Raw genomic sequence first — 17,820 nt, 5'->3', positions numbered from 1 at the left:
ATGTTCCTCCTGGTTTTTTATTCTTTTTCTAAAATTTCCGGACAGGTCAGCTTCGGCCGACGATGGTGAGCAGTTGCTCTCCCTCAACCACTTCTTCTCCTTTCTCCTTCATCACCAACACGTCCATATATAAAGCCGTATTGGATACAATGATCGGAGTCGTGGTATCATAGCCCGCCGCACGAATAGCTTCCACATCAAATTCCGCCAATAGATCGCCCGCTTTGACCGTATCGCCTTGTTTGACATGCGAGATAAAATACTGCCCTTTCAGCTTTACGGTATTGATCCCGATATGAATCAGCAGCTCAGCTCCATCCTCCGTCACCACGCTGTACGCGTGCCCCGTTCGGAAGACAAGCGCCACGGTGCCATCTGCCGGCGCATACAGCTTGCCCTCGGAAGGAAGAATAGCCGCCCCTTTCCCCATCGCCAACGAAGCGAAAGCCTCATCCTCCATTTCGGTTAAGGGGATGATCCGCCCTTTTAACGGGCTGAGGATTTCTTGCTTCTCATAGATTTGCAAATCCGATGCTTGTTGCCGTTCAATAGCTGTAGCTCCCCGGGCGGTTGATCCTGCCGGTTCCGCATCCGTATTCTCTTCCACAGGATCGTCGAAGCCAACGAGATACGTCAAAATCACACTGAGGACAAAAGCCACCCCAAACCCGATCGCATAGCCGATAAAACCCGGGCCGACAAAAGCCGGAAAGGTCAGGATGCTTTTGGGGACGAGCGCCACCGCGGACGCGTGATAACCGCCGGCAATCGCGCCGCCGATCCCTCCGCTGATACAGGCCACGATAAACGGCTTCTTCAATTTCAGCGTAACCCCGTAAATCGCCGGCTCAGTTACACCGAATACCCCGGTGATAAATGCGGATAGCGACAGAGACTTCAGCTTTTTATTTTTCGTTTTCAGGAACACGCCGAGGGATGCGCCGGCCTGGGAGATGACCGCAGGCCCGTACAACGGCGACAGAGAGTCCCGGCCGTATTTGGCGATATTATTGAGCATGACGGGAATAAGCCCCCAGTGAACTCCGAAAATGACGAGCACCTGGAAAAGAGCGCCAAGGGCAAACCCTGCGATGATCGGGTTCAAATTATACAGCCATGAAATCGCCGATGCCAGTCCGGTCCCGGCATAGGTGCCGATGGGGCCGATTACCAGATACGTCAACGGCACCATCAAGATCAGACAGATGACAGGCACAAACAAAGTTCGTATGCTTTCATGCAGCTTGTTCTTCAGAAATTTCTCCAGGTAAGACAATACCCACACGGATAAAATGATCGGAATGACTGTTGACGAGTATTGCATCAGAATAACGGGAATCCCCAAAAAATCGATGCTCGTGCCAGCCGTTTTCAGGGCCACGATATCCGGATAAATCAGTGCGCCGGCAATCGTTACGGCGATGAATTGATTCGCCTCAAACTTCCGTGCAGCCGTAATGGCCAGAAAAATCGGCAGGAAATAGAAGAAACTGTCCGCCGCCGCATACAACAGCTTGTACGTCCCGCCGGCCGGATCCAGCCAGTGGAAGTTCGTCGCCAGCGTCAGCAGCCCTTTAAGCAGCCCGGCCCCGGCCAAAACGGTCAGGAGCGGACTGAAGATGCTGGAGATCAGGTCGATCGCCCTGCTGAGCGGCGAACCTTCTTTTTTGGAACCTGTACTCTCTGAAGATTCGCTTTTGCTCTCAAGATGGGCAATGCCAACAATCAGCTTATAGACATCCGCTACCGCATTCCCCACGATAACCTGGAACTGCCCGCCGCTACGAACGACGCTGATGACTCCGTCCAGCTTCTCGATGCTGCTTTTATCCGCTTTACTGTCGTCCCTTAGGGTAAAGCGCAGGCGGGTGGCACAATGGATCAGCGATTGGATATTATCCCTGCCGCCGACGTAATGAACGATACGTTCGGCCAATTGATCATACTTCATGGCGTTATCTCTCCTTGTCAGATGAAAAATAAAAAAACCTGAACCGGCACTGCATCGATTGCGGTGCTGATTCAGGTCAAGCCTGCCCGAAAGCAGTAACTATCCTGATGCGTACATGTAGTTTTCCTCATTCCCGGCTCACAATCCGTTGAATATGAATCGTGAGGTACAGCTTTTCATCCTGCGACATCGTGTGATCATACTTTTTTTCAATAAACGAGCTTATTTTCTCAACGCATTGAAACGCCTGGGGGTAGGAGGACTTTACGACACCATACAATTCTCCGTCCCGATCGCCCATCGTACTGTGGTTGAAAATACGCTGGGCGAAAAATTTCAGATGGGTGACGAAACGGTAATAGTTCAAAGAATTTTCATCCAGCGTGATCGTAAAATGATATTCTACAATCTTGAGAACTTCCTGAAGAAACTTCGTAAGGTTCACCACATTATGCATTTCTTCATTCAATTCGGCGTTGACGAAATGAAAGGCGATAAAACCAGCTTCGTCATCCGGCAAGCGGACGTGCAATCTTTCCTCGATCATGTCCAGCGCCGTTTTGGCTACAGCATATTCGTCCCTATGAATACGCTTGATCTCCCAAAGCAGCGCATTGCTTACTTCGATCCCCTTGCGGACGCGTTCCACAGCTAAACTAATATGATCCGGCAGCGAGATATAGATGCTTTCATTCAAATTTTTCTTGAGCGTTTTTCTGGCATAGCTGATGATATCATGAGCCAGATCCATCTCTTCCGCCGAAACTTCTTCAAGCAGCTTTTTATATTTTTCATATAAACCGGCATCCTCCAGGTAGAACCTTTTCTCGATCCGGCCTTGGTTTACCGCGTCCCCCTCCTTTTTCTGAAACCCGATGCCCTTGCCCATCAAGATCAGTTCATCGCCCCGTTCATTGACCGCGCTTACAATGTTGTTATTAATTACTTTTTTATTTGCATTCCGATCACCCCCCTCGCCCTTCAGATGTCAGCCGCTTGTCCAGGTCCCGCTCCAGAAGAGGCTATATCCCGTTCGCCATTTGAACCGGAAAAAATACCCAAAAAAAAGACAAGGCCTCAGCACAAATAAAACACAGGTCTGTGCTGAGGTCTTGCCTGCATTAAATCAGTAACAATCCCCAGTATATACATTTAGTTGTAAAAATTATTCAACAAACAGACTTACATTAATAATTAACTTAGAAAGCGCAATCATGGAAGCGATGTAACCATAATAATCGATACAATCAAAGAAATCAATAGGTAACTTCAGCAAATTTTTTTTGGCTTAAATCTTGTAAGCCTTCATCGCCTTGCGCAGCTCTTTCAGCGTCGGTCGTTTGCCGTACAGCAGCACGCCCGTGCGGTAAATTTTCGCCGACAGCCAGCCGAACAGGAAAATCGCGGCAGCGAGGATAAGCAGCGAAAGCGCGATCTCCCACACCGGCGTTGTTCCGACGCCGATCCGGACGATCATCGATACGGGCGAAACGAACGGGATATAGGAGCTTATTTTAAGCAGCATCGAATCGGGGCTGCTCAAGCTGAAAATCCCGATGTAAAAAGCGACCAGCGACAGCATCGTAATCGGCATCACCGCCTGGCCGAGCTCCTCCGTCCGGCTCACCAGCGAGCCGATGGCGGCAAACAGCGTCGCGTACAGGAAGTAGCCGAGGATATAGAAGACTAGCCCAAGCACCAGCACCTCGACGCGGATCTGCGATAAATCGAGGTTGAAATCGGCCAGCACCGGCTGGTTGTACGGCAGCGAAACGTTGACCGCAATGACCGCGGCGAACACGAAAATCTGCAGCAAGCCGATAAAAAACATGCCGATGATTTTGCCGAACATCTGCGCCAGCGGCGACACGCTCGTAATGAGAATTTCCATGATGCGCGAGCTTTTTTCCGCCGTCACCTCGGAGGCGATCATATTCCCGGTCATCGTGATCGTCATGAAGAACAAAATGATCAGCGCGTATACGACGACATAGTTGATCGCGCCGGGCTCCGCCCCGCCGTTGCCGCCCGGCCCTTCCTTGGCTCCGTCTTCCGCGGCGGACTTTACGGCATCGATTTGCACCGGCGCGTTGAGCGCGGCGATCTGCTCCTCATTCAGCATGCCCTTCGTAATGTACTGCACCTTGACGTGCTGCAGCGCCGCCTGCAGGGCGGTTTGCAGATCCGCCTTCATCTGGCCGGACTCGGACGTATACGTCACCGCCGGAAAACCGCCATCCGCCCCGGATACAAACTGCAGATAACCGTCGATTTTGCCCGCTTCGAGCTCTTGACCCAGGGCGGCCTCATCCGCGTTTTCGTAGGGGATCAGCGTAAAACTAGCTGCCGGCTGCTTTTCCGCATAGGCCGTTAAGGCTTTCGCCAGCTCCGGCTGGCCGGCATAGACGACGCCGATCTTCGACGGCTGATCGTTGCCCCCGGCAAATTTATCGATAAAATAAGGCACATGGAGGCCGACAGAAACGAGCAACGCCAACACGACCGTCGTGATGATAAAGGCTTTCGTCCGCACCTTGTTCATAAACGTAAAGCCGATCACCGTACGCATTTTATTCATTCGACTCGCCTACCTCCCGAATAAAGATTTGGTTGAGCGTCGGTTCCTTAATCTCAAAATGCTCCACTTCGGCAGAGTCCATCGCGGTTTTCAGAATCGCCTGCGCGGCGGACGCATCCTTGATCCGGAGCAAATAACCGTTATCCGTCCGCTCCACCGCTTTAACGCCGCCTAACCTCTCCAGGCCGTTCACTTCCCCCGCCGTTTTCAGCAGCACCTCTTCGCGGGGATACCGTTTCTTAATTTCCTGCAAATTGCCCTGCAGTACCGTGTTGGAGTGGTGCAAAATCGTAATGTTGCGGCACAGCTCCTCCACATGCTCCATCCGGTGCGTGGAAAATAAAATGCTGGTGCCCTGATCGCGCAGCTCCTTCACCGTGGCCTTGAGCAGCTCGACGTTAACCGGATCCAGACCGCTGAACGCCTCGTCCATGATGACGATTTTCGGCTTGTGGACGACAGCGGCGATGAAGCCCATTTTTTGCTGGTTGCCTTTGGACAGCTCCTCGATTTTTTTGTCGTAATATTCCGGCACTTCAAAACGGTCGAGCCAATATTTCAGGCTTTTGTCGGCCTCCGCCGCCGACATTCCCCTCAGGCGGGCCAAATAAATGATTTGGTCGCTGACCTTCACCTTGGGGTACATGCCCCTTTCTTCCGGCAAATACCCCATCTCGTGTTGGAGCTCCCGGCCGTACGGCTTGCCATGGTACAAAATGCGTCCGCTGTCCGGATAGATCAGCCCCAGCACCATCCGCATCGTCGTCGTTTTGCCGGCCCCGTTTGCGCCAAGCAGACCGTAAATTTCCCCTTCCTCCACCCGAAGCGAAATATGATTAACGGCCGTTTTTTCCCCGAACTGCTTCACCACGTTTTCCAAAACCAACGGATATGCCATCATTTCTCCCCTTCTTTCATAAAAAAATCGCCCGGAGGATAACCCTGCATCCATAACTTCAAAATTTCCTCCAGCTCCATACTCCGGCTTTGAATCACCTGCAGTCCATGGTTCCCGCACCACTGTGTAAAATCGCCATTGTTCCTAACGGCCAGCTTGCTGATGCCGGGGCCATTCTCCCGGAAAATTACGGTGCCAGGGAAATCACCCGGCGTCAAGTTTTCCCCTTTGAGCCAAAATTCTTTCCAGCTTCCAAGCAGCAGGTCTTTTTCGGCCATGCCGAGCACCTTGCCTTCATGAACGAGGGCGATGTAATCGGCCAGCCGCTTCACTTCTTCAACCATATGCGTACTGAGCACGATCGACACCGCTTCGCCACCCTCATCCATAAAATCTTTCAGTTCCTCGATCATCGTACCCCAAGCGAACGGGTCAAGCCCAGACGAAGGCTCGTCAAGCAGCAGCAGCTTCGGTTTGGCCGCCAGCGCGGCGGCGATTTCGAATTTACGCCGTTCGCCTTTGGACATCCGGTTTAAACGTTCGCGCCGCGGCACATCAAAACGGTCCATTAACCGCTCAAACCGCTTCGCGTCCCAATCCGGGTACCAATGGGAGCGGAATTTCGCCGCTTCTTCCGGGGTCACAAAGTTCTCGTCCACCGCCGGATTTTCCGGAACATACCCGATTTGCCGGCGAATTTCAAGCGGCAGTTCACCGCCTGGAGCGAGGCCGTACCATTTGATTTCTCCCTCATCCGGTGCAATGATCTGCAAAATCATCTGCATGATCGTGCTTTTTCCCGCTCCATTGGGTCCGACCAAAGCGACGATATAGCCTGCGGGAATTTGCAAATTCAGCGGGCCGATCATTTTCCTGCGCCCCCGTTTTACGGCCCCAATCAGCTCTATAGCCAGCTCGAATTCCATCAGCTTTCCTCCCCCTTTTTGTCCCCCGGTCCGTATTTCATCCGCAAAACTTGCAAAAACAGCTGTTTCAGCTCTTCCTCTCCGAAATTCATCGATTTCCCGGTATCTACCGCCGCGGCGATGGCCTGCTGCACGACCGTTTTGCGGTATTCACCGCGTTCCTGGGCCCCCACCTTCGCCACAAAGGTCCCGGTTCCTTGCTTCGTCCGCAGCAGCCCCTCGTTCTCCAGATCCTGATAAACGCGGCGAACGGTGATTACGCTGCAGTTCAGGCTTCCGGCGAATTCCCGGATTGAAGGCAGCAATGTTCCTTCTTCGATTTGCCCGCTGACAATCAGCGATTTGAGTTGCGTTTCGATCTGATGATACAACGGCGCTCCGCTCTCCTCATTCAGTTGAATGGGAATCCACATCGCTTTCGTCACCTCCGCCTTCCAGCGCTTTTCCCAAGGTTCCCATTATGCCAGATCCCGCACGGCCAGCTTGCGCTTCGTGACGGCGGCAAACAGGTTTAAGCCCAGTGTTCCGCAGACCAAGGCCCCCCACATCAGCGGCGACAGGAGCGCATATCGCCCGGAGTAATCTACCGTCAGCTTGATCAGATTCCCCCCGAAGCCGTTGACGACAAAAGCGAGCAAAGCGACCAGCACCATCGAGGCCATCGACATCCAAAGATATGTGCTGCCTTTCTTTAAAAATTCAAAGTAAATGTACGCGCCGTTAAGCAGCAATCCGTAGCCGCACCAAGTTAAGGCAAAAGCAATGTATCCCGCCAGACTCAGCTCGCTTCGCAGGGTTGCCGAAAGCAGATAAAGCGCCGCAAAATAAAGCACGCCATTAAAAAAAATCGCCGTAACCAACTGTATAATCCGGCCTAGCATCACCGCGTCCGCCGGGATGGGAAGCGTGCGGTAAAACCGCAGCATCTGCGTATATGAATCTTCTTTAAGGTAGTTAAAAGAGCGCCGCGAAAAATAAAAACCGGTAAACGGAATCAACAGCAGCATGAGAAAATCCGCCAGCGGTTTAAGAAAAGAAGCTTCCCGTTCACCGGGTTCGAACATAAAGCTCATCATCAGCGCCATATACAGCATAAACAAAACGTTCCAGATCAGATACAACCGGTCCCCGTGCAGATCCCTTTTGAAGATGACCCAAGCGTCTTTCCACCTGTTCAATACGCTCAACCTTTCTTTTTCGAAATGTAAACTGGCTCAAAACCGAAATCAGTGGTCGACAAAATAAATTGTCTTGATAATCCCTGCATGCTGCTTTGCACGATTATTCCTTTTGTTCAGGGGGGAGAGGGTAGGGGCTAATCACGGTCCTTTCATTTTTCCCGGTGTCTTGCCCCATTCCTCCCGTCGGGTCTGCCTTCACTTCTCCTAAACCTCCTTCTCAACAAACCTGTCTAACGTTCTCGAACATGTCTGCTTCTCCCAAACCTATTTTCTTCTCCTGAATTTACTCTCTGCTTCCGGATCAAACGGGATAATCGTGCAAAGCGTCCGGACAGCGGGGATATTGATCTCCCGATATTTCTTGCCACGATCGGTTTCCGGCCTCCCTGTCAAGCGCCGATTATTAGGTTGAGCCGTAAAACTTCTACCCAATTTGGGCCGGATACGGTTTAAAGCAAACTCCGAACCGTGCGCTGAATTTTGCGTCAAACTGAACTGTATCTACTGTGTATATATTTATATACAGTATAATGACTAGGGGGGGATTCGTCAAACCTCCCTGCTCAACACGCCTTCTGCAAGCAAAAAAATAACGCCCCGAGTTTATAACTCAGGACGTTACCATATGCGGGACAAGGGATTCGGTTAGCGCTTTGGGTAATGCTTGATTAGCGCTGGGTTAGCACTCGGCTAGCGCGGGTTAGCACTCGGCTAGCGCGGGTTAGCGCTCAGCTAGCTCGGGTTAGCACTCGGCTAGCGCGGGTTAGCACTCGGCTAGCGCGGGTTAGCACTCGGCTAGCGCGGGTTAGCGCTCAGCTAGCGCGGGTTAGCGCTCAGCTAGCGCGGGTTAGCGCTCAGCTAGCTCGTTCCCCGCATCGTCAGACGCCGAGAATCACTTCCCATACCGGCTTGGTATGGCCGCCCGGGTACATCAAGTACAGCAGCACGTAGACGGCCACGCCGGTAATCGCCGTAAAAAACCAGATCACCGAAGTCGTTCTGCCCCATTTGCGGTGTTTCGCGTACTTTTCCCGGAATCCAAGCACCAGCGTCGTGAGGCCGAAGACGGCCGCCACCGTCGCCAGAACGATGTGGAAAATGAGGAAAGTCTGATAATATCCTTTCAGGCTGTCCGGACCGCCCCAGGACGTATTCCCGATAAACACCGTACGGGACATATAAATCAAAAAAAACAGCAGCGCCGCGACCGCGGCGGCGATCATCGTCTTCTTGTGGGCTTCCCGTTTGCCCTTAATGATCAATCGCCACCCGATGGCAACCAGCACCGCACTAATAACGATAAACGACGTGCTGATCGTCGGGAACAACGTGTACAGATCCAATTTCGAACCTCCTAAAAGTTTTGTGAGGACTGTATCCTTGAATTTGTTACGAACAAAACTGGCTTCGTACCCAGCAAACTGATCGTTCCCCCACCTCACGTTGGAAAAATCCAATAGATTGCCGGACATCGAATGCTATTTTGGACTCAACTCGCTTATTTCGGCCCAAAACCGAAACCGGTGCGTGACCGGGAAACAGGTGCGATTGCGTTAAAGTGTGTGTAAATGATCGAATAAAAAAGCGCGAAAAATCTAACGGTTGTGAGCGACGCTATTTGGGTAAAAACGGGGGTTTACAAGATGTAACGGTTGCCAGCGTGCTTATTTCCCTTTTTTTCGCAGGAAAAGGGGCTGTTTCGCCCAAATAAGCGCGAATACAACCGTTAGAAATGCAACCTTCGTTTTTTCGGCCGAATAAGCGCTATGACAACCGTTAGCATAAAATTGTGCCGAATAGTTGTACCTGATAGATGTGCCGGTTAGATCGATCATTCGAGGCAACCCCATTGGTCAAGCGCGATTATTCCGTCATACAGCATGATCCCGCCCCGCGGCGCCTTTATTCCGCAACTTTCCCCGGCGGTATAATCGCCGCATCCGAACGGAGATCGGAAAGTTCCCGCACCTCGGAAAGTTCACGCGCCTCAGAATGCTCACGAACCCCAGAAGACTCACGAACCCCAGAAAGCTCGCGCGCCTCAGAATGACCGCGCGTCCCGGCAAGCTGAACCGCCAGTTCTTCATCGTCGCCTCCGCGGTTCTCCTGCTTGTACCACTGGTAAAAAACATATGCCAGCATCGAGGCGAAGATAAACTCCTGGATGAACTTCATCAAAATGCCGCCCACCTGCTGATCGATGCCGGGTTCCAAGAACCCGAAAAACTGCGGACCGCCGAATTGGCTTAACAGCATCGCGGGATTTCCCGAAACGCAGTACCCCATCGCTCTCGCCCACACGTTCGGATCGCTGTAGGTCGCGTAAAGCGGCTCCTTCGCAAAGATGATCAAGCCGCAGGCCGGCGTAAGCAGCACCATGTTCAGAAAAATAAACCCCATTTTCTTCAGCCCCTGCGCCCCCGGGCGTTCAGGCAGCGGGTTCACCAAAGTCCACCACATCAGCCCCGAAGCGATAAACAGGACGATGTAATAAAGCCGGTGCACGCCGAAATGCAGCATCACGTAATCGTGAACCGCCGGGATATGGTAAAACGAAAACAGTCCGTTAAACACCACGGCCGCCGCCACCGGCTTCACCAAAAACCGCAAATGGCGCAGCGGGCTTCCGGCCAGAAACGCGGCGACTTTCCGCCATACCCAAGGCGGGATCCCCAACATCAGCAGCGGCGGAGCAACCAGATAAGACAATGCCATGCTGAGCATATGGAAGCTGAACATCATATGCCCCAGCAGTTCGACCGGACCGCCCTGAGCCAGGTACAGCAGCGCCATCCCTGCCGCGAACAGCAATTTTCGCCCCGCCGGCACGCGTTCCTCCGCGGCCCATTTCCCGCCGCCCGGACCGATCAGCACGAAATATCCCGCCGTAACCAGCAGCATAAAGGCCAGAAATACCGGACTCCAAACATCCGCAAATTTAAAATATTCTAATCCAAGCATCGTAAAACCTCCCTCCGCCGCCGGATTTTCTGTCTAAATTGTGAAAAAAAGAGGGGGGCCATGATCTCCGGATCAGACCCGCCTCTTTTTCATCTTACCACCACATCCAGTATAAAGCGGCAATGACCGCGGTAAAAGCGACAAAGAATCCCCCGAACATAAACAGGATCGGGATCATGTGGCCTTTATCCTTCATGTGCATCCAGTATCCCAGTTGCACAAGCACCTGCAGCACCGCCATCACCAGCAGCAGAATGACGGTAAACGCCGCGTTCACTCCGCCGGCGGCGACCGCCGCGAAAGCGATCAAGGTCAAAACGATGGAGAACACGAAAGCGATGATATGTTTCTGCGGGCCCTCATGCCGCTGATGGCGTTTGACCGCTTGCGTGCCGTTTGTTTCCTGGCTCACCATCTGTTATACCACCTTTCCGAGCAGGTAGACGACCGTGAAAATGAACACCCATACAACATCGATAAAGTGCCAGTAAATGGCCGACACGTACACCTTCGGCGCCGTTACGACGGTGAGGCCTTTTTTGAACAGCTGACCGATCAACAGCGAGATCCAAAGAATACCGAACAAAACGTGAGCCCCGTGGAACCCGACCAGCGTATAAAAGGCCGAGCTGAACGCGCTCGTCGTCATGCCGTATTCATCGCGATGTACGTATTCGTAAAACTCGTAAATTTCCAGGACGAGGAACGCCAAGCCGAGCACGACCGTGACGGCCAGCCAGGTCGCCAGCTTCTTTTGATCGCCGCGGTGCATCGCCTGGATGGCGAATACGCTCGTCAAGCTGCTCACCAGCAGGATAAACGTCGCCGCCGCCGTCATCGGCAGGCTGAACAATTCGGCCGCCGACGGTCCGTCGGCGACTTGGTTCCGCAAAGTCAGGAAGGTGGCGAACAACGTGCCGAACAGGACGGACTCGCCGCCGAGAAACAACCAGAAGGCCAGGATTTTATTGCGCCCTTCCAGCGTCGCCTTCTCCGGCTCATGAGGCAAAGCGCCCGCAGCCTGATGCGCATGTGGTGTCGTCATGCCGTAACCTCCTTCTCATTCGGCTCTTCCGGTTCGATATGCCAGCCATGGTCGTCATACAACGAACGAAGCAGCATGCATCCAAACGTAATCGCCAAACCGATGATGACTACAATATACTTATTGAAAAGCAGATTCAGGAAGCCGTTCCCGAAATCGTCATTGGTGAACATAAAACCTAAACCGGCGATAAACAGGCCCACCGACATCACAAACGGAAGGATCGTCGGCGAAGGCATGTGAATCGGTCCCACCGGTTCCGCCGGCGTCATCTCCTTGTTGCCGGCCATTTTCTCTTTCCAGAAAGCGTCGAGCCCGCGCACCAGCGGAATTTGCTTGAAGTTGTATTCCGGCGGCGGCGAAGGAATCGCCCATTCCAGCGTACGTCCGTCTTCCCAAGGATCGTTTGCCGCGCCTTTCGGCTGTTTTGCCGTAATTCCGACGTTGATCAGGAACACGATGACGCCCACGCCCATCAAAAACGCGCCTACCGTACTGATCAGGTTCAGCAGGTCAAAGCCCTGGTTCGGCAAATACGTAAACACGCGGCGCTGCATGCCCATCAAACCGAGGAAATGCTGCACAAAGAAGGTCATATGGAAACCGATGATAAACGTCCAAAACTCGACTTTTCCCAATCTCTCGCTTAACATGCGTCCGAACATCTTCGGCCACCAATAGTGCAGACCGGCAAACAAGCCGAGCACCAGGCCGCCGACGATAACGTAGTGGAAGTGCGCCACGACAAAATACGTATCATGATACTGATAGTCCGCAGGGGCCGAAGCCAGCATAACGCCGGTAACCCCGCCCATGACGAACGTCGGGATAAAGCCGGAGGCGAACAGGTTCGCCGCCGTAAAGCGGATTTGCCCGCCCCACATCGTAAACAGCCAGTTGAAGATTTTGATCCCTGTCGGCACGGCGATCAGCATCGTCGAAATGGAGAACAGAGCGTTTGCGACCGGCCCCATCCCCGTCGTAAACATATGGTGAGCCCAAACCATGAAGCCGAGGAAGGCGATCAAAATCGTCGCGAACACCATCGAGCTGTAACCGAACAGCCGCTTGCGCGCAAACGTCGGAATAACTTCGGAAATCACGCCGAAAGCCGGCAAAATCAAAATGTACACTTCCGGGTGGCCGAAAATCCAGAAAATATGCTGCCAAAGCACCGGGTTCCCTCCGCTTTCCACATTGAAGAAATTGGCGCCCAAAATCCGGTCAAAGGTCAGCAGCACCAGGCCGACCGTAATCGCCGGGAACGCGAACAAAATGATGGCCGAAGTGATAAACGTCGTCCACGAGAACATCGGCATCCGCATAAAGGACATGCCCGGCGCGCGCATCGTAATGATCGTCGCCAGGAAGTTCAGACCGCCGATCAACGTCCCCAAACCGGCAATCTGCAGCCCGATCGTGTAGAAGTCCACGCCGTGCGTCAAACTGTAAGTGTTTGAAGACAGCGGCGTATAAGACGTCCATCCGGCATCCGGAGCGCCGCCCATCAGCCAGCTGAGGTTCAGCAGCAGACCGCCGAACAAAAACGTCCAGAATCCGAGCGCGTTCAAAAACGGAAACGCCACGTCCCGAGCCCCGATCTGCAGCGGGATAACCGCGTTCATCAGGGCGAAAATGACCGGCATGACGCCGAGGAAAATCATCGTCGTGCCGTGCATCGTAATCAATTCGTTAAACTGCTGCGCCGACACGAAATCGTTCATCGGCTTTGCAAGCTGCACGCGGATCAGCAGCGCCTCAATCCCGCCGATCCCGAAGAAAAATCCGCCCGCCACCAAATACAATATGGCGATTTTTTTGTGATCGACCGTCGTTAACCAGTCCATCAACCCCTTGTGCCGCTTGACACTGTGAGCATGAGCCAAGGTTTGTACCCCCTTTAAATTGCTATCCATCCATCAGTAGGATAATTTGCTGTTTGCCAAATAGTCGGCGATGGCGTCGATTTGGTCATCCGTCAGCCCCAGGTCTTCCTTCGGGTTCGGCATTTTGTTGCCGGGTTTTACCTTTTGCGGATCCGTCAGCCATTCCACCAGATTATCCTTGATCGGTTTTCCGTCCACCGGCTTGCCCGACGCTTCCGAATTATGTAAGATGCTGGCAACGGTTTCTCTGCTTCCGATCCCCGTCAGATTCGGTCCGACCGGGCCGCCTTGATCACCAACAGCGTGGCAGCTCAAGCATTGCGTCTTGAACACTTCCGCGACTTCCGGATCGGCGATCGTCTGAACCGGGGCTTTCATGGCGTCCACCCATTTGTTGAAGGAATCCTCGCTCACCGCTTTAACCCGGAATTCCATGAACGCGTGGGATTTCCCGCAGAGCTCGGCGCATTTCCCCAAGAAAACGCCTTCGCGGGAAGCTTCGAGCCAGGCTTTATTGATCGTCCCGTCCGTATTCGTGTCGATTTTCCCCGCCAGGGAAGGTACCCAGAAGGAGTGCAGCACGTCGGCCGTTTTCAGCTCAAGCGCGATTTTCTTGCCGGTTGGAATAACCATGTCCTGGGCCGTCGTAATGCCGTAATCGGGATAAGTGAATTCCCACCAGAACTGGTGCGACGTTACTTTGATTTTGACGGCATTTTTATCCTTCGAGTAGTCTTCGCCGATCGCGAACACCTTTTGCACCGTAGCCACGGCCAGAATAAGTACCAGAACTAACGGGATGGCCGTCCAAATAATCTCCAATTTAAAGTTGCCTTCGACTTGCTTCGGCACTTCGGTTTGTCCCGGTTTGCGCCGGTACTTCACCAAGACGTAAGCGGCGATGCCAAACACGATCAACATGACGACGATCATGATCGAAATCGACAGCTTGATTAGTCCGAGTTGCCCTTCGGCCACCGGTCCCTGCGGTCTGAGCACGGACAGGTCCTCGCGGCCGCATGCGGACAAGAGGAGCGAAAGTCCGGCAAACAAAGGCAACAGCCGCTTTACAGCCTTCCACGGTTTCATCATTCATCTACCCCACTTCTTCCGTTTTCTTCCGATCTGGCATACAGTTTCCAGAGAGCGAGCGCTCAAAAATTCCAACAGCCTATCACGGAAACTACATTCCTGTCAATTACAACAATCACCTATTAAATATATGATCGAACCCCTGTTTTGTCAATGATTGAAGGGGAGTTCACAAATTGTTCAAAAACCCGAAAAAGCCCGCCACCAAAGGATTTGTTAGCGTTTTCTAGGTTTCGACATAGGTCGAAAGGGCTGCCAAATTTTGCGTAATCCCCGCCGTGCGAGAGCGTTTTCCGGCTCTGCTTCATTTTTGACATTTCTTTAAACATTATTTCATTTTAGCCAAAAAAAAGAGAGCCCACGCTCTCCCTTATTTTGTCAGCACCAGCGGACCGTCCTCCGTAATGGCCAGCGTATGCTCATAATGGGCCCCCAGGCTGCCGTCCGCCGAGCGGATCGTCCAGCCGTCATCCTCCCACAGCACGGCCCCCGTATCCCCGCCGGTAAAAATCGGCTCAATGGTGATAACCATGCCCGGCCGCAGCGTCACCCCGCTCTTCGGCCGCCCGAAATTCGGCACATCCGGCGGTTCGTGCATCGATCTCCCGATGCCGTGTCCGATCAGCGCCCTGACGATGCCGACGTTCGCCGCCGTCGCCACGCGCTGCACGGCGTAGCCGATGTCGCCGATTTTGTTGCCCGGGTAAGCCTGGGCAATCCCGGCGTCAAGCGCCTTCTCGGTCGTCTGGAGCAGGTTCTCTGCGTCCGGCCCGACCTTTCCGACGCGGTAGGACCAGGCCGAGTCCGCCAGCCAGCCGTTTTTATTGACCACGATGTCGATCGTCACGATATCCCCCGCCTGCAGCTTGCGGTCGTTCGGGAACCCGTGGCAAACGACGTCGTTGACGGAAGCGCAGGTCGCAAACGGAAAACCGCGGTATCCTTTTTGTTCCGGCGTGGCGCCGCGCTCCGCCAGAAACGACTCGACAAAGCGGTCGATTTCCAGCGTCGTGATCCCCGGACCGATCAGCCGGGCAATCCCTTGGTGGCACTCCGCCAGAATGCGGCCGGCTTCCCGCATCCGCAATATTTCCTCTTTCGTCTTTAATTGTATTTTCACGCTTTCCGATTCTCCCCTCATGATGAACGAAAATTTGACGATGACGATTCCATTTATTATATGTAGATAGAGAAGAAAAAAAACGTCCCGGACGCGGGTCCCGCGCCGGAACGAACACAGACTAATCTCAAATGGCTAGGATACGGATGAATCAAGCTTGCCCAGCTCAAGCTCAACAAGGTGGGTCAATTCCTCTTCATAGCCGCCCATGATGCGATACTTGCGAACATATTCTTTCACGAATTTTTTCGGATCTTTCGGTTTGAAGATTCGGGTCATTTCCCGTAAACTTTCTTTAACTTCATCGTGACCTTTCGTTGCCATATGAATTCCCTCCCAGAACGTTTAAAGGTAAATGCTCCGATGCCAGAGAACGCGAAATGTCTTGATCCATGTTTTTATGCAGTCGCTGCGGGCTAGTTTTGGATGACCTCGTATTTTTTCATTGTAGCATATTCGGCATCAGGTTTCAGCTTCTTCCAAACATACATTTTTTGCCCTGCGCCCACATTAATTATATTTATATGTCCGGCCGTAGGTTAAAATAAGGCTTAACCGCAAAAAAGTCAGCTCGACTTAAACAGGAGTGATATTATCTTCATGACTTATCAAACGCCTAAAATCATGATCTTGTACGCCAGCTACGGGGATGGCCACTATCAAGCGTCCAAAGCCCTCGAAGCCAGCTTCCGCAGCAAAGGCATTGCGGATATCGTCCTGCTGGATTTAATGGCCGAAGCCCATCCGCTGCTGAATGAGCTGACCAAATTCGTGTACATGCAAAGCTTCCGCACGCTGCCGCTTATCTATGGTTGGGTGTACAACGCGACCAAAGAAATGCAGTTTGAGACCTCGCCGCTCGGCGTCATCAATTCGTTTGGCATGGGAAAACTTCAGCAGACCATCGACCAACTGCAGCCCGATATCATCATCCACACCTTCCCCCAACTGGCGATGCCCAAGCTGAACAAAAGGACCGGCAAATCGCTGCCCCTGGTCAATATCGTCACCGATTTTGACCTGCACGGGCGCTGGATTCACCCGAGCGTCGACCGCTATTACGTCGCAACCGCCGATTTGAAGCGGGAGATGACGTCGCGGGGCATTCCCGCGGGGAACGTCGTTGTCAGCGGCATTCCGCTGAAGCCCGATTTCTTCAAGGAACCGTCTCCGGGCGGCGAAATCGCGGGCCGGCTTGATCCGCGAAAGAAAACGGTTCTGCTCATGGCCGGCGCTTACGGGGTGATGACGGGCATCCGCGATATTTGCAACCGGCTCGTGTCCTCCGGACGCCATCAGGTCGTTGTCGTTTGCGGCCGCAACCGGAATTTGCACCGCGGGCTGAGCAAGCAATTGGGCGAGCATCCGGACGTGCATGTCTACGGCTACGTCAGCGAGGTGGCCGCGCTGATGCAAGCCTGCGACTGCATTATCACCAAGCCGGGGGGAATCACATTGTCGGAAGCGCTGGCCTGCCGGCTGCCGATTTTCTTGTATCGCCCGGTCCCCGGGCAGGAGCTCAACAACGCCCTGTATCTGCAGAAAAAAGGCGTGGCTATGGTCGCCGAGGATCCCGGAACGCTGACGGGACAAATCGAAGCTCTCCTAAGCGATGAGGAGCGCCAGGCCGCCGTCGCCCGGGAAATCGAAAACCTCCGCAGGCCGGAGGCCGCGGAGGCGATCGTGAACGATATTATGCGGCAATGGTTTACGCCGCCGGAAGGAGAGCTGGTTCTTACCGCCGAGGGCTCGTCATACATTGGGTAGTAAGAATCCAGCTTTGTGAAAGAAGGTGATGCCGTGTCTCCCTTCAAATCTTCCACCGGCCTGTACGAGAACGTCGCCGGATTTCTTTGCTATTTGTTCGCCTTTGTGGGCGGCGTCGCATTTTTGGCCCTCGAACGAAGAAGCCGGTTTGTGCTGTTTCACGCCCTGCAATCGGTCATGCTGTTCGGCGGGCTGATGCTGGCCCACGCGCTTTCCGGCTTCCTGCCGGTGATCGGCGTGGTCGTCAACCTGCTGCTGACCGTTCTGGGCGTCACGCTTTGGGTCGTGCTGATGCTGGCCGCGCTGCAGGGCAAATGGCTGAAGCTCCCCTGGCTCGGCGAACTGGCGGAGAAGCAGCTGCAGCGGATGTAGCCAGGGCTAGGGCTAGCCCTAGGGTTAGAACAAGGCCCAGGGC

At 53.4% G+C, this 17,820-nt stretch carries 17 protein-coding genes; 2 read left to right on the top strand and 15 right to left on the bottom strand.

Going from position 1 to position 17,820, the window contains the following annotated elements; translation table 11 throughout:
- Nucleotides 1–46: 46 nt before the first annotated feature.
- The 15 genes from NYE69_RS07725 to NYE69_RS07655 form a co-directional block, all read right to left on the bottom strand.
- Nucleotides 47–1,951, bottom strand: a complete 1,905-nt coding sequence (locus NYE69_RS07725) for a beta-glucoside-specific PTS transporter subunit IIABC (RefSeq protein WP_340925663.1) — start codon at nucleotides 1,949–1,951, stop codon at nucleotides 47–49.
- 127 nt (nucleotides 1,952–2,078) lie between these two features.
- Nucleotides 2,079–2,936: a BglG family transcription antiterminator LicT gene (gene licT, locus NYE69_RS07720; RefSeq protein ID WP_230877258.1), complete on the bottom strand. Its 858-nt coding sequence runs from the start codon at nucleotides 2,934–2,936 to the stop codon at nucleotides 2,079–2,081.
- A 303-nt stretch (nucleotides 2,937–3,239) separates the two neighbouring features.
- Nucleotides 3,240–4,529: an ABC transporter permease gene (locus NYE69_RS07715; protein ID WP_240752367.1), complete on the bottom strand. Its 1,290-nt coding sequence runs from the start codon at nucleotides 4,527–4,529 to the stop codon at nucleotides 3,240–3,242.
- On the bottom strand, nucleotides 4,522–5,427 hold the full coding sequence (locus tag NYE69_RS07710; RefSeq protein WP_340930309.1) for an ABC transporter ATP-binding protein: 906 nt from the start codon (nucleotides 5,425–5,427) through the stop codon (nucleotides 4,522–4,524). The genes NYE69_RS07715 and NYE69_RS07710 overlap by 8 nt, the downstream gene beginning before the upstream one ends.
- The gene (locus tag NYE69_RS07705; protein WP_340925661.1) at nucleotides 5,427–6,353 is read right to left on the bottom strand and encodes an ATP-binding cassette domain-containing protein; all 927 of its coding nucleotides are present in this window, start codon (nucleotides 6,351–6,353) and stop codon (nucleotides 5,427–5,429) included. The genes NYE69_RS07710 and NYE69_RS07705 overlap by 1 nt, the downstream gene beginning before the upstream one ends.
- On the bottom strand, nucleotides 6,353–6,766 hold the full coding sequence (locus tag NYE69_RS07700; protein ID WP_340925658.1) for a GntR family transcriptional regulator: 414 nt from the start codon (nucleotides 6,764–6,766) through the stop codon (nucleotides 6,353–6,355). Before NYE69_RS07700 ends, NYE69_RS07705 begins: the two co-directional genes overlap by 1 nt.
- Before the next feature lie 45 nt (nucleotides 6,767–6,811).
- Entirely contained in the window at nucleotides 6,812–7,531 is a 720-nt protein-coding gene (locus tag NYE69_RS07695) for a hypothetical protein (protein WP_340925656.1), read from the bottom strand.
- A gap of 881 nt (nucleotides 7,532–8,412) precedes the next feature.
- The gene (locus NYE69_RS07690; protein WP_340925654.1) at nucleotides 8,413–8,877 is read right to left on the bottom strand and encodes a DUF420 domain-containing protein; all 465 of its coding nucleotides are present in this window, start codon (nucleotides 8,875–8,877) and stop codon (nucleotides 8,413–8,415) included.
- 559 nt (nucleotides 8,878–9,436) lie between these two features.
- Complete coding sequence (ctaG, locus tag NYE69_RS07685; protein ID WP_340925653.1) at nucleotides 9,437–10,495, bottom strand: cytochrome c oxidase assembly factor CtaG; 1,059 nt, start codon at nucleotides 10,493–10,495, stop codon at nucleotides 9,437–9,439.
- Between the two features lie 94 nt (nucleotides 10,496–10,589).
- Nucleotides 10,590–10,910, bottom strand: a complete 321-nt coding sequence (locus NYE69_RS07680; RefSeq protein ID WP_036626305.1) for a cytochrome C oxidase subunit IV family protein — start codon at nucleotides 10,908–10,910, stop codon at nucleotides 10,590–10,592.
- A 3-nt stretch (nucleotides 10,911–10,913) separates the two neighbouring features.
- Nucleotides 10,914–11,540, bottom strand: a complete 627-nt coding sequence (locus tag NYE69_RS07675) for a cytochrome (ubi)quinol oxidase subunit III (protein ID WP_328272827.1) — start codon at nucleotides 11,538–11,540, stop codon at nucleotides 10,914–10,916.
- Nucleotides 11,537–13,387, bottom strand: coding sequence for a cytochrome c oxidase subunit I (gene ctaD / locus NYE69_RS07670; RefSeq protein WP_328272833.1), 1,851 nt, complete (start codon nucleotides 13,385–13,387; stop codon nucleotides 11,537–11,539). The genes NYE69_RS07675 and ctaD overlap by 4 nt, the downstream gene beginning before the upstream one ends.
- Before the next feature lie 72 nt (nucleotides 13,388–13,459).
- On the bottom strand, nucleotides 13,460–14,518 hold the full coding sequence (gene coxB / locus NYE69_RS07665; protein WP_240752364.1) for a cytochrome c oxidase subunit II: 1,059 nt from the start codon (nucleotides 14,516–14,518) through the stop codon (nucleotides 13,460–13,462).
- A gap of 370 nt (nucleotides 14,519–14,888) precedes the next feature.
- On the bottom strand, nucleotides 14,889–15,638 hold the full coding sequence (gene map / locus NYE69_RS07660; protein WP_340925648.1) for a type I methionyl aminopeptidase: 750 nt from the start codon (nucleotides 15,636–15,638) through the stop codon (nucleotides 14,889–14,891).
- 135 nt (nucleotides 15,639–15,773) lie between these two features.
- The gene (locus NYE69_RS07655; protein ID WP_036626318.1) at nucleotides 15,774–15,962 is read right to left on the bottom strand and encodes a hypothetical protein; all 189 of its coding nucleotides are present in this window, start codon (nucleotides 15,960–15,962) and stop codon (nucleotides 15,774–15,776) included.
- A gap of 276 nt (nucleotides 15,963–16,238) precedes the next feature.
- On the opposite strand from NYE69_RS07655, the gene NYE69_RS07650 reads away from it, so the two are divergent.
- Both NYE69_RS07650 and NYE69_RS07645 read left to right on the top strand, forming a co-directional pair.
- On the top strand, nucleotides 16,239–17,405 hold the full coding sequence (locus NYE69_RS07650; RefSeq protein WP_340925642.1) for an MGDG synthase family glycosyltransferase: 1,167 nt from the start codon (nucleotides 16,239–16,241) through the stop codon (nucleotides 17,403–17,405).
- A 33-nt stretch (nucleotides 17,406–17,438) separates the two neighbouring features.
- Nucleotides 17,439–17,777, top strand: coding sequence for a DUF4870 domain-containing protein (locus NYE69_RS07645; RefSeq protein ID WP_340925641.1), 339 nt, complete (start codon nucleotides 17,439–17,441; stop codon nucleotides 17,775–17,777).
- The last annotated feature ends 43 nt before the right edge of the window (nucleotides 17,778–17,820 follow it).

It is taken from the genome of Paenibacillus sp. FSL R5-0527 (genome assembly GCF_038008055.1).
In the GTDB taxonomy this organism is placed as follows: Bacteria; Bacillota; Bacilli; order Paenibacillales; family Paenibacillaceae; genus Fontibacillus; species Fontibacillus macerans.
Note: the sequence above shows the minus strand (reverse complement) of the source record. Positions and strands in the feature narration are given on the sequence as shown.

Coding starts and splice junctions, on each gene's coding strand:
- NYE69_RS07700 (WP_340925658.1), bottom strand. CDS start 6,766: ATGTGGATTCCCATTCAACTGAATGAGGAGAGCGGAGCGCCGTTGTAT.
- NYE69_RS07680 (WP_036626305.1), bottom strand. CDS start 10,910: ATGGTGAGCCAGGAAACAAACGGCACGCAAGCGGTCAAACGCCATCAG.
- NYE69_RS07655 (WP_036626318.1), bottom strand. CDS start 15,962: ATGGCAACGAAAGGTCACGATGAAGTTAAAGAAAGTTTACGGGAAATG.
- NYE69_RS07675 (WP_328272827.1), bottom strand. CDS start 11,540: ATGACGACACCACATGCGCATCAGGCTGCGGGCGCTTTGCCTCATGAG.
- NYE69_RS07705 (WP_340925661.1), bottom strand. CDS start 6,353: ATGGAATTCGAGCTGGCTATAGAGCTGATTGGGGCCGTAAAACGGGGG.
- NYE69_RS07715 (WP_240752367.1), bottom strand. CDS start 4,529: ATGAATAAAATGCGTACGGTGATCGGCTTTACGTTTATGAACAAGGTG.
- coxB (WP_240752364.1), bottom strand. CDS start 14,518: ATGATGAAACCGTGGAAGGCTGTAAAGCGGCTGTTGCCTTTGTTTGCC.
- NYE69_RS07650 (WP_340925642.1), top strand. CDS start 16,239: ATGACTTATCAAACGCCTAAAATCATGATCTTGTACGCCAGCTACGGG.
- NYE69_RS07725 (WP_340925663.1), bottom strand. CDS start 1,951: ATGAAGTATGATCAATTGGCCGAACGTATCGTTCATTACGTCGGCGGC.
- NYE69_RS07710 (WP_340930309.1), bottom strand. CDS start 5,427: ATGGCATATCCGTTGGTTTTGGAAAACGTGGTGAAGCAGTTCGGGGAA.
- ctaG (WP_340925653.1), bottom strand. CDS start 10,495: ATGCTTGGATTAGAATATTTTAAATTTGCGGATGTTTGGAGTCCGGTA.
- ctaD (WP_328272833.1), bottom strand. CDS start 13,387: ATGGACTGGTTAACGACGGTCGATCACAAAAAAATCGCCATATTGTAT.